This is a genomic window from Streptomyces sp. ISL-12 (assembly GCF_018614415.1).
Classification (GTDB): Bacteria; Actinomycetota; Actinomycetes; order Streptomycetales; family Streptomycetaceae; genus Streptomyces.
This window is the reverse complement of sequence record NZ_JAGGOO010000185.1, coordinates 1-13,896: the sequence shown is the minus strand read 5'-3', so window position 1 is coordinate 13,896 and position 13,896 is coordinate 1. Positions and strand designations below refer to the sequence as shown.

The 13,896-nt window shown below is 69.7% G+C and carries 10 protein-coding genes and 2 pseudogenes; 2 read left to right on the top strand and 10 right to left on the bottom strand.

Going from position 1 to position 13,896, the window contains the following annotated elements:
* Window position 1: 1 nt before the first annotated feature.
* The 9 genes and pseudogenes from cbiE to J7I94_RS39470 form a co-directional block, all read right to left on the bottom strand.
* Window positions 2–1,228 (bottom strand): precorrin-6y C5,15-methyltransferase (decarboxylating) subunit CbiE, encoded by a 1,227-nt coding sequence (gene cbiE / locus J7I94_RS36530; RefSeq protein WP_215174453.1) that lies wholly within the window; start codon window positions 1,226–1,228, stop codon window positions 2–4.
* Window positions 1,229–1,619: 391 nt separating this feature from the next.
* Window positions 1,620–1,779, bottom strand: a pseudogene (locus tag J7I94_RS39700) (IS5/IS1182 family transposase); the annotation flags it as partial.
* Between the two features lie 20 nt (window positions 1,780–1,799).
* Entirely contained in the window at window positions 1,800–3,152 is a 1,353-nt protein-coding gene (locus tag J7I94_RS36520; protein WP_215174451.1) for a hypothetical protein, read from the bottom strand.
* Entirely contained in the window at window positions 3,149–3,790 is a 642-nt protein-coding gene (locus J7I94_RS36515) for an SMI1/KNR4 family protein (RefSeq protein ID WP_215174448.1), read from the bottom strand. Before J7I94_RS36515 ends, J7I94_RS36520 begins: the two co-directional genes overlap by 4 nt.
* Window positions 3,791–3,904: 114 nt before the next feature.
* A complete protein-coding gene (locus J7I94_RS36510) occupies window positions 3,905–4,195 on the bottom strand; it encodes a hypothetical protein (protein ID WP_215174447.1) in 291 nt (96 codons plus the stop codon).
* A 315-nt stretch (window positions 4,196–4,510) separates the two neighbouring features.
* Window positions 4,511–4,705 carry a helix-turn-helix domain-containing protein gene (locus J7I94_RS39145; protein WP_285442784.1) on the bottom strand — a complete coding sequence of 65 codons (195 nt, stop codon included), beginning with the start codon at window positions 4,703–4,705 and terminating at the stop codon, window positions 4,511–4,513.
* A 150-nt stretch (window positions 4,706–4,855) separates the two neighbouring features.
* On the bottom strand, window positions 4,856–5,320 hold the full coding sequence (locus J7I94_RS36500; RefSeq protein WP_215174445.1) for a hypothetical protein: 465 nt from the start codon (window positions 5,318–5,320) through the stop codon (window positions 4,856–4,858).
* 25 nt (window positions 5,321–5,345) lie between these two features.
* The gene (locus tag J7I94_RS38875; RefSeq protein WP_308114843.1) at window positions 5,346–8,912 is read right to left on the bottom strand and encodes a polymorphic toxin-type HINT domain-containing protein; all 3,567 of its coding nucleotides are present in this window, start codon (window positions 8,910–8,912) and stop codon (window positions 5,346–5,348) included.
* 108 nt (window positions 8,913–9,020) lie between these two features.
* A pseudogene (locus J7I94_RS39470) lies at window positions 9,021–9,074 on the bottom strand (hypothetical protein); the annotation flags it as partial.
* A gap of 2,264 nt (window positions 9,075–11,338) precedes the next feature.
* On the opposite strand from J7I94_RS39470, the gene J7I94_RS36490 reads away from it, so the two are divergent.
* Window positions 11,339–12,172: a helix-turn-helix transcriptional regulator gene (locus J7I94_RS36490; protein ID WP_215174443.1), complete on the top strand. Its 834-nt coding sequence runs from the start codon at window positions 11,339–11,341 to the stop codon at window positions 12,170–12,172.
* On the top strand, window positions 12,169–12,369 hold the full coding sequence (locus J7I94_RS36485) for a DUF397 domain-containing protein (RefSeq protein WP_215174441.1): 201 nt from the start codon (window positions 12,169–12,171) through the stop codon (window positions 12,367–12,369). Before J7I94_RS36490 ends, J7I94_RS36485 begins: the two co-directional genes overlap by 4 nt.
* On the opposite strand, the gene J7I94_RS36480 is transcribed toward J7I94_RS36485, so the two are convergent.
* Window positions 12,341–13,896: cellulase family glycosylhydrolase (locus tag J7I94_RS36480; RefSeq protein ID WP_215174439.1), on the bottom strand; the 1,556-nt coding region annotated here is incomplete at its 5' end. The genes J7I94_RS36485 and J7I94_RS36480 overlap by 29 nt on opposite strands.

Genomic DNA, 13,896 nt, shown 5'->3' with positions numbered 1-13,896 from the left:
GTCAGTCCTTCCGTACCGCCCACTGCGTCACCGGCATCGCCTGCCGCCACCCGGTGAAGCCGCCCACGGCAGTGGCGTGCGCGACGGCGAGCCGGATCAGCTCACCGCCGTACCGGCGCCGGGCGTCGGCGAGCAGCGCCTCCGACTCCAGGGTGACGGTGTTGGCGACCAGCCGCCCGCCGACGGGCAGGGCCTCCCAGCAGGCGTCCAGCAGACCGGGCGCGGTGAGCCCGCCGCCGACGAAGACGGCGTCCGGGGAGGGGAGTTCGCCGAGAACATCGGGGGCCGGGCCGGTCACCACCTTCAGCCCCGGCACACCGAGCCGCTCGGCGTTGCGGCTGATGCGCCGGACCCGCTCGGGGTCGCGTTCGACGGTGACGGCCCGGCAGGACGGGTGGACGCGCATCCACTCGATGGCGACGGACCCGGAGCCGCCACCGATGTCCCACAGCAGCTCGCCGGGGGCGGGGGCGAGCACACCGAGGGTGGCGGCCCGCACATGCCGCTTGGTGAGCTGGCCGTCGTGCTCGTAGGCGTCGTCCGGCAGGCCCGGTACGGCGCCGAGGCGCGGGGCGTCGGCGGCGCGGCGGCACTCGACGGCGACGAGGTTGAGGGGGTCGCCGGGCGGTCGCGTCCAGTCGTCGGCGGTGGACGGCTCACTGGTGTGTTCCTCGGGTGCGCCGAGCCGCTCCAGCACCCGCATCCGGCTCGGCCCGAACCCCCGGTCGCGCAGCAGGGCTGCGACAGTGGCGGGCGTGGCGGCGTCGGCGCTGAGCACGAGCAGCCGGCGGCCATGGTGGAGGGCGGCGGCGAGCCGGTCGGCGGGGCGTCCGACGAGGGTGACGACCTCGACGTCCTCCAGCGGCCAGCCGAGCCGGGCGGCGGCGTAGGAGACGGACGACGGGTGCGGCAGGACGTGCACGGCACCGGCGCCCAGTACTTCGGTGAGGGCGCGGCCGATGCCGTAGAACATGGGGTCACCGCTGGCCAGCACGGCGACCCGGCGCCCTGCGTGGGCGGCGAGCAGTCCGGGCACGGCGGGCCGCAGCGGGGAGGGCCAGGCGATCCGTTCCCCGGCGCACTCGGGGGGCAGGAGATCGAGCTGGCGGGGACCGCCGAGGACGACCTCCGCCGCGCGCAGGGCCGCCCGGGAGGCGTCCGGGATGCCGCTCCAGCCGTCGGCCCCGATGCCGACGACGGTCACGGGCGGGGTGGGGGCGGGGTTCACGGCTCGGTTCCTCGGGTCTGGCGATGGGGGGCGCTCCCGCGGTGCGGCGGGTGGCGGAATCGCACTTTACGCGGTCCCGGTGCCGGGCCTTGGCCGGCACCCGGCACCGGGGCCTGCCGTGGCGCTCCCCGCGGCCCATGGTGCCCGCCCCGGCCCGCCGGCGCACTGCCGGTTCCCGGCAGTGCTCATCAGGAAGCGGTGCCGGGACGGGGTGCGGGGTCAGCCGTCGGTCCGCCGGACGTCCTGCCCGTCCGCGACGACGGCGATGACGCCGCCGGGGCGCAACTCCATGACGGCACCGGCGTGGGCACCCGTCCGCGAGGCCCACACCGTCTTGCCGAGGCCGGGCCGGTCACGCGTTCCTCCCTCGACGGCGAGCGCGTCGACGAGGCAGTCCGCCTCGGGATCGGCCGAGGGCGTGATCGTCTGGTTCGTCCTGCCGGTACGGCCCCTTTCCGGCCGGTGGCGGCTTACTGGTGCGCGCGGACGGTGGTGGAGTCGACCTGGACCAGCCAGTCGATGTCGCCGGCCGCGTCGGCGTGTGGACGCACCGCGCACGGCCGGACCCTGTTCACGGGCGCTCCGGGAGGGCCCGGACCGTCTCGTCGGCTGTGACGTACGCCTTCTCGCCGGTCCACGACGAGGTGACGACGACGGCGTCCTCCCCGGGCAGTACGGTGACGGGGAACAGGGGGCGTGAGTCACCGAACGCGGGCGGTCCCTCCAGGAACCGCCGGCCTCGTTCGGCGAGCTGCCGCTGCCGCGGTGTCAGCGCGGCCCAGGAGAGCCGTACCCGCAGCCACGCCGGCTGCTTGCCGGGCTCGCGGGGGAACCGCGCCAGATCCCGCTCGTACGCCTCCGGGGCGACAGGAGGCAGGAAGAGCGGCTCGTCGTCATGGTCGAAGGCGGCCTCGGCGAGGTCGCCGGGGGTGAAGGTGAGCCGCACGGTGAACCAGGTCCCGGAGCCGGGGGTGTACATGGCGGCGCGCAGTTCGGCCAGGGCTTCCTCGAACGCCGCCGTCGTCGCCACGGCCGGCGGCACGGGTGTTCCACCGTGCTCGGCCAGGCAGTGGGTCTGTATGCGGCCGTCCACCACGGACGCGGTGAACCGGATGCGGTCCCACTCCCCCGGCTGGGCCGCGGCCAGCTCCGTCGCCAGTGTCTCGGTCAGCCGGTCCGGCACGGTGTACGGGGGCCGGGGCACGGGCCCGGGGACCGTCGCCGTCCCGGCCGGACGAAAGTGCTCCAGGGGCGTACGGCGCCCGGAGCGGAAGACCTCGATCGCCTCGTGCGGTGACGCGGCCGAGCCGGCGAACAGCACGGTCTCGTCCGCGGCGACGTACACGCTCCCGCCGCCACGCACGCGGCGGGCGACCACCACCGCGTCGTCCTCGGGCAGCGCGGTGACGGCGAACGGCACGTCCCCGCCTGCGGCCCGCCGCAGGAGCGCACGGCCGAGGCCGGCGAGCCGCCGCTGCCGCGGGGTGAGCGCCGCGTCGGTGAGCCGTTCCCGCAGCCACGAGGGCTGCTTGTCGGTGTCGCGCGGGAACCGGGCCAGATCGCGCGCGTACGCCTCCGGTCCCGGCGGGACCCGGAAGCCGGGTTCGTCGTCGTAGGAGAAGTCCGTGACAGCGCGGCCGTCCGCGGTGACCGTGAGCCTCATCGTGAACCAGGTGCCGGCTGCGGGGGTGTGCAGGGCGGCGCGCAGTTCTGCGAGCGAGCCGGCCGGTGGGCGGGGCGCGGGCGTGATCCGCGTGACCGTCCCTCCGTCGCGCACCGCCCGGCACCGGACGGCCGTGTACCGGTCCACCACGGACACCTCGAAGTCGACGCGCTCCCACTCGCCCGGCACCGCCGCCGCCAGCTCCGTCGCCACCGCCCCGATCAGCCGTGCCTGGGCGGAGAGCGGTGCTTCGCCCGTCATCGGGGAGCCTCCGTGCGGCCGGTCCGGGCACGTGGTGCGGGCGTCAGCCCGTCCTCGGGGCGGACGTGTCGCGGCAGCTCCCAGCACAGACCGCCGTCCTGGGTCAGGTAAGGAGCGGCGAGGCCCACCGTGCCGCCGTGCTCCAGCACGTCGGCGACCTCGGTCAGGTAGGCGCCGAGCGAGGACCAGGTGTCCTGGAGTCCGCCTTCGTCGTGGTGGACGGTGCCGACCTGGCCGTATGTCCCACCGGGGCGCAGGTCGACGACGTGGGCGTCGCCGTCGCTCTCCGCCCACGGCACCCACAGCGGATGCCAGTCCGGTCCGTCCCCGTCCACCGGGTGGCCCTGCCGTTCGGACCGCTCCAGCAACGCCATTGCCCGGCGCCGGAACTCCACGATCCCGGCCACGGACAGCGGCGGCTTCTCCGGCAGCGACGTCCAGCCCTCCGCACCGTCGTGGCAGGCGAGGGAGTCCAGCAGGTCCTGCGGGAAGCACAACCCCATCTCCCGCTGCGCCCGCTCGACGTCGGCGGAGTCCGCGGGCGGGGACAGTTCGGCGAAGGTCCGGGGCGCGTGGGCCGCGAGCCAGGTGTCGATACGGCTCCAGGCCGTACGCACGGCCGACGAGTGATCTGTCATGAACGGGATTGTCACCCGACCCACTGACAACCGGCCCGGAAGATTTCAAGTCCAGTGAGACGGTCGTGACGCTATGAGGTTTGTGGTGCGGGTTCCCTGCGCTGGCCGGGTCGTTTATCCACGCCTGCTGGGGTATCTCGGGTGGTCGGGGGCGGCGGCCGGCTTCTTCGGCCTGGCCGGGCTGGTGCGCCTGTCGACCAGCTTCTCCAAGGCCCCGGCATCCCGCGCGGCCCGCCATTCCTTGACGTGCGAGTGGTACAGCCGCTCGCGGCGCAGGACGGCGCCTTTCTCGTTCTTGGGCACGGCGTCGTACTCGGCCACGATCCGCAGCTTGTACTCCGGACTGAAGGTGCGACGCTTCGGCCGGGGAGCCGGATCGGACCCGGCGGGGGTGGTGCTGGTCATGAGGGGTGGTTCTCCTGGCGTGCCCTCTCAGGCCAACCCGGCGAAACGGGACGCCGTCTCACCCAAGGCCGACAGAGAGGGGTACCCGCGTCAAAGGGGGCCGAAGAGGTGGAACACCAGGGCGAGACGCCATGGCAGAGCCTGGTCGCCCGCCCGGTGGAGGCGGTGCTGGAGGTGAGGGCCTGGGCGCTCGCGGGGCGGGTCCACCAACAAGCTCCACCTGAGCGCGGACGGCCACTGCCGCCCGCCGCCCCTGGTGGTCACCGGCGGACAGCGGGCGGACTGCACCCAGTTCGAGCCGGTCCTGGAAAAGACTCACGTTCCAAGGAGCGTGCCGCTCTCGCGCCAGGCGGCGTACCAGGTGTATGCCGACTTCCGTGACACCCGTAACCTGCGGGCCACCTCCGGCGGCCGTACCCCCTGCTCGAACATCCCCGCAGCCTCGAAGCGCACCGCTTCACGCTTCGCCCGCCCCGCAGCGGTCAGACCGCCGCCATCCGCGTACCTCATGCCGAGTATGTAGCACCGCCAACGCCCGCTGTCACCCCACCCTTTCAACCTCAGCGTCAGCGTTGCCGTCGAACGGCACAGGGGCCCCGCTGAAATACTCCAGCGGGGCCCCTGCATCTCCTTCTCTATTCCCTGCCCGCGGCAACCGCCCTACTTCGAAGAAAACCGCCGAATAACTGGATTCGCAGACAACTCAGGAATCTCTGCAACCAGTCGGTAATGCGCCGCCCGCAGGAAGCGAAAAATTTCACCTACGAGCTCTTGACGCCCCACGGATGCCTGCGCGGGGTGCATCGACGAACTCACCACAACGAGATCGCCGTCTCGGCGTAGATGGATAACCTCTTCACTTTCAGTGAAACCGAATGCGGCATCTTCGCCTGACGAGATTCGATTCACCACATCAGAGAGAGACAAGGCCAGATCGACGAGAGTTACGAATCTCTTCTTTGAGACGATCTCGACATCGCCAACCGTCAGTTCGAAATTCACTCCGAAGTGCTTATAACGGAGGTCCATTTCAGTGATGGCAGCCGGATCGCCCTGCTTGACACTGTCCCAGGTCTTAAGCCAGGGCGAACCCGGCTCCGGGAGAGAGAAGGATAGATGGATCACATTTTCCTCGCTTGCCGCTGCTCGCCTAGTACGGAAATGCCGTCACGACTTTGCCGTCGTTCACAATTACACGGACACCGGTTAGCTCTCCGCCGCCATTCGCAGGGCCCGCTCTTCCTACAGGGACGCCGAAGTCCCACTCGTAGATCTGACCGGGCCGCGCAGCACCTGTAACAGGATCTGGAGTATTCGGCCGAGGCGTTCCCCGGTTAATAGTGTCGGCTATTCGCTGACGAACATGCTTCGCCTTACCGGTGAAGATTCCGGCTGCGTCGTCCACCAGTGCACCTCCGGGCCGGTGACGGTCGACGATGTGCTGCCAGTCTCCGTTTTCCAGCGCTGCGGTTCCACACAGGCCATTCGAATTGTGAACTAGGACCGGAGTGGCCCCCGCCAGCACATAGTACGTGTGGACATCACCGACGGTCAGGTTGTGGACCGTGGCCGTCTGGGCCGTCCAGCGGTCGACCGCGGTCACCTGGACGTAGGTGCCGGTGCTCGTGCGCAGCCACTCACCCGGGCTCAGGTCGGTCGCGTCGACCCAGGCGTCGAGTTCCGGGACCCAGAACGGGTGGCCGTCCGTCGCGGTGATCGAGGCGGTCTTGTCGCCCTTGGCTCCGTCGGTGTCGACCGTGATGCGGACGAGGTGCTTGAGGCCCTTGCCCTTGATCTCGGCGGTGACCGTCCGGACCGTGGTCTCGCCGGTCTCCGGGTCGGTGGCGCGGACTTTGTCGCCGATGTCCACGTCCTCGATGGCCTTGGTGGAGCCGTCGGCCATCAGGACCCGGGTGCCAGGGGTGAAACTGTTGCACGACTTGCCCAGCCTGCTCGCCAGCCTGCTGTTCTTCCACCAGTCCTTGATGGCGCTGATCAGCTTGTCGCCCAGGTCCCACAGCCGCTTGCCGAGTGCCGCCGCCTGTTTGAACTTGAGCCTCGCGCCGTACTTCACCGCGAGCTTGCCTACGACGCCGCCGACCATGCTGGTGATCACGTTGACGGCGGTCGCGCCGCAGGCGCCGAGGGAGCCGGTGGTGAAGCAGTCCAGGGCGTCGGTGATGCCCAACTCGTCGGCGACGATCTGGGCGAGTTCCTTCGCCGCGGCCACCGCTCTGCGTTTGGCGGCATCGGCCTGGGCTTGGGCGAAGTCGTGGGCCGCGCTCTCGTACTTCTTCTTGACCGCAGGGGCTGAGTCCTGGGCGAGAGCCTGGTCGAGGGTGTAGCCGGCCGCTTCCGCGTTCGGTGACAACCGGGGCGGACCGGGTTCGGTGCCGGGCGTCGTGTTCTGGCACAGCGGGCAGGGGCGGGTCGGGCAGTCGATGTCGGCGCACTGTCCGGACGGGTCGGCGTAGGTGGCCGGGTTGTTGTTGCCGTACGTGTAGCCGTTGATCTGCTGCGGGTTGGCCAGGTTCATCACCGGGTCGAGGGAGATGAACCGCCCGAGGGACGCGTCGTACTCGCGGGCTCCCAGGTGGACCAGGCCCGTCGTCTCGTCGTTGGTGCCGCCGACGAAGCCCTTGTCGTTGGTCCAGGACGAGACGTCCGCCGAGGTCTGGTCGCGGGCCACGCCGAAGGAGTCCAGGCGGCGGCGCTGCGTGGCGCCGTCGGCGGAGGCGATGGCGAGCTGGGCCGTGCCCTGGCTGTCGACGGCGAGGTAGGTGACGCCGTCGGCGGTGCGCTCGGCGACGGTCTGGCCGCCGAAGGAGTAGTAGCGGCTGCCCGTCACCGCCTTGCTCGACTTCTCCAGGCGCAGTTCCATGCCGGGGAGGTAGAGCACCTTCTCGGCGGGTGTCTCGCGTAGCAGTCGGGCGCCGGAGGAGTCGTAGACGTAGTTCGTGTCACTGCCGTCCGCCTCCTCGACCTGAGCGAGGTCGCCCTGCTTGTCCCAGATCAGGGTCTGGTTGTCGCCGTTCAGGACGCGGGTGGTGGTGTTGCCGGTCTCGTCGTAGACGTACGTGTCCTGGGAGGTGACGGCCGGGGTGGAGTCCGTGGCGGCGGTCTCGGTGACCGCCTTGGTGAGCTGGTGCGGGCCCGCGTCGCCCTCGCCGTAGGTGTAGGCGACGGTCGAGGTCGGTGTCGTGCCAGTGGCGTGGCGGGTCAGGCCGGTGCGGTTGCCGGTGACGTCGTAGGTGTAGGAGTTCCAGTACGGGGAGACGCCTCCGACGTTCGATGCCGTCGGTGCCGTGGCGCAGGCCGCGTCCTGGGTGCCGGTGCCCGAGGCGCCGTCCGGGCTGGATGCTGAGGTCCACGCCTCGGTCATCCGGCCGAGGGCGTCGTAGCTGAGGCACTGGGCGTCGGACGGGCCGCCGGCCGGCTGGTCGACGAGGGAGCGGACGTTGCCCGCGTCGTCGTAGCCGTAGCTGGTGTCCAGGGCGGGCGACGCGGCGTCCTCGACGCGGACGCTCTGGCGGAGCAGGCGCTCGGTGCCGCGTTCGTAGCGGAAGTCCAGCCAGGTCCTGGTGTCGGCGTCCTTGCCGCTCCACAGCTCGACGCCTTCGAGATTGCTGGTGGGCGAGTACTGGGCGTCGGTGACGTAGCTTCCCGTGGTGTTCAGCGAGGTGTTCATGCTGACGGGGCGCTGGAGATCGTCGTACTGGTACGAGACGCTCTCGCCGTCCAGGCCGCCCGCGGCGGGGTAGCTCTGGGAGGTGACGGTGCCGTCCATGGCGTACTGCGTGCCGAACTCGTAAGTGCCGCCGAGTTCGGGCTCGGCCGTCTTCGCGACCGTGTACCGCGTGAGGGTGGGCCGGTACATCTCGTCCAGCACCGGGTACAGCACCGAGCTGTGGACGGCGCCGTTGCGGTAGGTGTACTGGCCGTACACCTCACCCTTGGCCACGGTGTCGTACTTGGTGAGCGACAGCCGAGTGCCGGTGTCGGCGGGGCCCTGCCAGGTGCCGGTGGTGCGGCCGATGGCGTCGTAGGTCGTGGTGGTGGTGTTGCCGCGGGAGTCGGTGACCGAGGTGACGCGGTCCAGGTCGTCGTAGGCGGTGGTCGTCGTTCCCGCGTCGGGGTCGGTGGCGGAGGTCTGTCGGCCGCGCTGGTCGTAGGTGTAGGTCCAGTCGTTGCCGGCCTGGTCGGTGACCTGCTTCAGGTCTCCCGAGAGGGTGTAGGTGTAGCGGGTGGAGACGTAGTCCTCGGCTGTGCCGGACGGGCGTGGTGCGTTCGCCTTGTACTGGCGCAGCTCGACCGTCCGGTCGCGTACGTCTGTGATGGTGGTGGTGGGGGTCTGGCCGTCGGGCGGGTCGACGTGGACACGGTCGCCGCCATAGGTGTAAGTGGTGCGGCTCTCCTCGATGCCGCCGACCTTGAAGACAGTGGCGGTGATACGGCTCGCACCGTCGTACTCGGTCACCGTCTGGGCGTCGACATCCGCGTTCTTCGGGTCGAAGAGGACGGTGTCGGGGGCGCCGGCGGTGTAGTAGGTGTCGTTGGTCTTCACCGTGCGGCCGGAGCCGTCGTAGTACGTGTCGGCGACGAGCCGGCCGCCGTCGGGGCCCTCGGTCTGGATCTGGCGGGGGCGCAGGAGTCCGTCGTAGAGCTGGTACTCGCTGCCGTAGGTGGTGCCGCTCTTCTCCAGCTTCTCCGTGTGCACCCAGGACGGTCCGTCGGCTCGGATGCCGTAGCTGTACTTGATCGACGGGGTGGTGCCGGCGGCCTTGGGCCGGTCCGGCATCCAGACGGCGGTGAGGCGGCCGAGGGCATCGTAGGCAAGGTCGGTGCGCCTGCCGTTGGCGTCGGTCTGGGCGGTGGTCACACCCCACTGAGGTGCGTACTCGCTGCTGGTCTGCCAGCCGAGGGGGTTGGTGTCCTCCTTCTTGGTGGCCAGGCCGTAGGTGTCGGTGTACTTGGTGGTTGGTGGTCTGGCCGGCGGCGTCCGTCACCGTCAAGGGGCGGCCGTAGTCGTCGTAAGTGGCCTTGGTGACGGTCTGGTAGGTGGCGGTGGTGCCGTCGTGGGACGCCAGCCGCTTGACGGTGGTGGGGTCGCCCTTGGTGGGGACGGCGCCCACGGTGGTGGTGCCGTCGTAGAGGGTGACGTCGTCGGTGATGACGTCCTTGGACCGGTCGGGGGTGGTGGCGCAGTCGACGGCGAGGACCTCGACACGGGCGGTGAGGGCGTAGATGTGCCGGTCGGGGTTGTCCGCGTACTGGGTGGTGGTGCACTGGTTGTCGGCTACGTCGAGTTCGCCGTAGTCCGCGGTGCGGGTCAGGCGGCCAGTGGTGTCGTCGTAGCTGTTGGTAGAGGCGGAGTGGCGCCAGCCGCCGACGGCGAGGGACTCGTAGGAGTCGGTGCGCGCGGTGCGGACGTAGCGGGCGGTACGGGTGCCCCAGTCCTCGGTACGGGTCGCGGTGGACTTGGTCCAGAGCGTGTTGACCGACTTCTCGATGATGTCGTCACCTTTGTAGGTGAGCGACTCCAGTTCGAAGCCGGACTCCCAGTCGTCGTCGGAGTAGCTGGTGCCCTCGGTGTCGGTGATCGTCGAGGAGCGGGTGGAGCCGTCGGCCGTGGTGTCACCGTCCAGGCCCTGGTAGTAGAGATGCTCGGTACGGGTGTTGGACGCGCTGTTGGTGCCGTCCGACGACTCGACCCGGACTCGCTGGTAGCCGCGCCAGTCGTTCCAGGTGAGGTAGTCGGTGTCGGTCAGGCCGTCCTTCTTGGCCTTCCGCCAGCCGGCGTCGCCGAGGTACGTGTACGAGGTGATCTGGTCGGGGTTGCCGCCGACCAGGTCCTGTTCGGTGACCGAGGAGACGACGTACTTGTGGAACCAGTCGGTGATCGGGTCCTCCTCGCCCGGTGGGTTCCACTTCACCGGATAGCAGCGGACCGTGGACTTGCCCGCGGTCGGCAGATCACCCGCGCTGCACTGGGTGTCGGCGTAGTTCACCGACAGGACACCGCCGGACTCGCTCTCCACGGCGGTCAGGCGAAAGCGGACGAAGGGCTGGATGTTGTCGTCGGGCTCGTCTACGCGGTTGGCGAGCTGGAGGCCGTAGAGCTTCACGGACGGGACCGAGACGTCGGTACCGGTCAGACCCTTGTGGTCGATCTGGTTGAGCCACAGGGACTTCGAGCCGTCACCGTTGTCGGTGAAGATGTGGCCGAGCGTCCAGGAGTCGACGTCCTCGTAGGCAGTCTCGCCGGTCCGGATCTGTGTGGTGATCTTGTCGAGCTGCTTGCGGGTCCAGAACGTCGGTGAGTTCTGGCCGGGGCACTTGCTGTCCGCCTTGCAGTTGCGGTCCCACGGCACGTCCGGCCAGTCGGCGGCGGTGGCGTCGGTCAGGTCGCCGCTCTCGCAGTCGGTGAGGTCGCCGATGCACCGCTCGGAGGTGGTGAAGGTGACCCGGGCGGCGGGCTCGGTGTCGTAGACCTTGCCGGACCGCTGACCGTAGTCGATCCGCTTGAGCCAGCCGCCGCGGATGTACGCCTTGCCGTTCTCGTCGGTCTTCAGGCCCTGGGTGTAGTGGTTGGTCTCGGTGCCGTAGTAGAACGACATCTGGTTGCCGTGCCGGTCGATGACGGCGTCCAGGTTCCAGCGCCATGCCTGGGTGCAGTAGGCATCGGCGAGGGTGTCCTTGTAGCAGGGTTCGCCGGCGTCGTCGCCGTAGACGGGGGCGGTCCAGGTGGAGTTGGTCTCCTCGTCGCCGGCCGCCCAGCCGTCCAGGCGGTCGAGGCCGAAGAAGTACTGGGTGCCGTCGGTGTTGGTGACCTTCCAGTACTCGCCGTTGTTGTCACCGTTGTCCGCGCCGGTGAGCTGCTCGATCTTGGTGAAGTCGTCGGAGATCAGGTGCCATTCGCCGGTCTTCTCGTCCTTGACCAGCTCACCGGTGGCGCCGCCCACGACCGAGATGGTGGCGTTCTCGGTGCCCCAGCACTGGTCGCCGTTGGTGTCGTCGTGGCCGTCGTCTGCGCACGCTTTGTAGCGGCGGCCGATACAGATCGCACTGTATGGGCTGACTCGCTGGACCGGATCAGTCGCTGTACGTGACCATGAGTGCCCGGCACAGTGGAAGGCGGCGGCAATGGCGACGGACAACGGCTGCGAGCCGGAACTGTCGGACAGTCTGAAGACGTTCGGCGCGGTGCTGAAGGCTCTGCGGGAGGAAGCCCGTCTCACTCAGGAGCAGTTCGCGCCGCTGATGCAGTATTCGGTCGCGTACATCGCCAAGATCGAGCAGGGGAAGCGGTTCCCTCCGAGGGATCTCCTGGACCGGTCGGAGAAGGTACTGGGCGCGGTCGCCGCGAAGGTGCTGAAGGCCGCGGCACGGAGCCTGACACGGACGGCGGGGCTGGCTTCCTGGTTCCAGCAGTGGGCTGGGATCGAGGAGGAGGCGGTGTCGTTGTATGCGTATGAGTGCGCTGTGATTCCGGGTCTGCTTCAGCCCGAACCGTACATTCGCGCGCTCTTCGACCGGCGCCTGCCCCCACTGTCCGAGGAGCAGTTCGAGCGGCAAGTCACGGCTCGGCTGGAACGGCAGCGCCTCCTGACGGAACGGCCGAACAGCACGTTCAGCTTCGTCCTTGAACAAGCACTGCTGGAGCGCCACTTCGGTGGCATCGACGTCACCCGTGTGCTGCTTGACGCACTGCTGGGCTTCGGCCGGCTCCGCAACGTGGAGATCCAGGTCATGCCCCTGCGGCAAGAAGACCACACGGGCTTCGAAGGGCCTCTCTGCCTTGCCGAGACGGCGGAACATCGGTGGGCGGGGTACGTCGAAGCCCATGACTACAGCATGCTTGTCACTGACGTGAAAGCCGTAAGCGCCATGCTCCAGCGCTATGGCAAGATGCGCTCGCAGGCTCTGAGTCATCAAGCCACCGCAAGCCTGCTGAAGCAGATGCGAGGAGCGCTATGAGCACTACCGGACTTGCCTGGTTCAAGAGCAGCTACAGCGGAGGCGGCGGCGGTAACTGTGTCGAGGTCGCGGTGTCTCCAGGGACCGTCCTCGTCCGCGACTCCAAGGACACGGCCAGGCAGCCGCTGGCCGTGTCCCTGAACGCGTGGGCCGCGTTCACCGGGCCGTTCAACCCGCGGAGCAGCTCGTCCCGTTGAGGGTGAAGTCCGTCGGCGCGGTGTTCGTCGTGAGCTTCGTGCCGGTGAAGCCCACCGTGACCGAACCGGCCGCCGGGATCGCCGCCGTGTACGACGCGGCGGCGACCGTCACCGAGGAGCCGTTCTGCGTCGGCGTGCCGCCCCACATGTTGGTGATGGTCTGGCCGGACGGGAAGGTGAAGCCCAGGGTCCAGCCGCTCACCGCCGCCGTTCCGGTGTTGCGGACGGTGATCTCGCCCTGGAAGCCGCCGGGCCACTCGCCCACCACGCGGTAGCCGACGGAGCAGGCGGCGCCCGGGGTGCCGGTGTCCTCGTCGGTGGTGACGGTGGCCGTGGCGGAGCGGGCGGACCGGTTGCCGGCCGCGTCCTTGGCGTAGACGGCGAAGGTGTACGCCGTGTCGGCGGTCAGGGACGGCACGGTGACCGAGGTGGTCGTGGAGGACGCGACCGTCGTCTCCGTCGAGCCGTTGACGCGGACCACCTCGTAGCCGGTGACGCCGGTGTTGTCCGTGGCGGCGGGCCAGGTGAGGGTGACGGAGGTGGCGGAGACGGCGGACGCCACAGGGGTGCCGGGGGCGGTCGGAGCCTGGGTGTCGGGGGCGGTGCCGCCGAAGACCGTGGCTTCCTCGGCCGTGGCGGCGATGCCGTTCACGCCGTGGAAGATGCGCTCGCCCCAGGACGTCATCCGCGCCGGGTCGAAGTCGAGCACGAGGTCGAGGATCGGGTCGGTGTTGCCGCTCCAGGACCAGGCGAGGTAGCCGAGGTCGAGCTGCTCGGCGGTGGCCATCATGGTGTCCTCGTCGGGGTCGCCGTAGGCGTCGGCGGGGCCGCCGAACTCGCCGATGACGAGGGGCAGTCCGGCGGTGACGAAGGCGTTGAGGTAGTCGGTGATCTCCTGCGCCGTGTCGAAGACGCTGTACATGTGGATGGAGAAGAGCAGGTTGCCGGTGGGGTCGGCGTCGTAGACGGTCTGGGCGTTGGTCCGCATGACCTGCTGCCAGTCCTGGCCCCAGTTGGGGGCGTCGATCATGATGGTGTGCTCGAAGCCGGCGGCGCGGAGCTTCTGGATCGCGGCCGTGGTGGGAGCGGTCCAGCCCTCCGGGTCGGTGTTGCCCCAGGGCTCGTTGCCGATGTTGACGATGACGTAGTCCTCCTGGCCGGCCAGGACGTCCTTGAGGCTGATCCAGTAGTCGGCGGCGTGATCGAGCGTGCCGGCGGCGGCGTCCTCGCCGTAGCCGGTGGTGTCGTGCACTTCGAGGACGCAGATCAGGCGGTTGGCCTTGCAGTTCGCGATGACGGCGGCGACGTCCTCGGGGGTGTTGCGCGACCAGCGGTGGCCGTCGGAGAGGACGACGCGGACGGTGTTGGCGCCGAGTGCCTTGATGTCGGCGAGGGACTGGGTCTCGCCGGGGTACCAGGTGTGGGCGTGGTTGACGCCGCGCATCACGAAGTCGTTGCCGTTGCCTTCGAGGAGGCGGCCGTCACTGATGTGCAGGCCGGTGGCGGCGGCGGTGGGGGGTTCGGGGG

Bases quoted from the DNA above. Each gene is read 5' to 3' on its own strand.
- J7I94_RS36485 (WP_215174441.1), top strand. From the start codon at position 12,169: ATGAGCACTACCGGACTTGCCTGGTTCAAGAGCAGCTACAGCGGAGGC.
- J7I94_RS36520 (WP_215174451.1), bottom strand. From the start codon at position 3,152: ATGACGGGCGAAGCACCGCTCTCCGCCCAGGCACGGCTGATCGGGGCG.
- J7I94_RS36510 (WP_215174447.1), bottom strand. From the start codon at position 4,195: ATGACCAGCACCACCCCCGCCGGGTCCGATCCGGCTCCCCGGCCGAAG.
- J7I94_RS36515 (WP_215174448.1), bottom strand. From the start codon at position 3,790: ATGACAGATCACTCGTCGGCCGTGCGTACGGCCTGGAGCCGTATCGAC.
- J7I94_RS39145 (WP_285442784.1), bottom strand. From the start codon at position 4,705: ATGAGGTACGCGGATGGCGGCGGTCTGACCGCTGCGGGGCGGGCGAAG.
- J7I94_RS36490 (WP_215174443.1), top strand. From the start codon at position 11,339: ATGGCGACGGACAACGGCTGCGAGCCGGAACTGTCGGACAGTCTGAAG.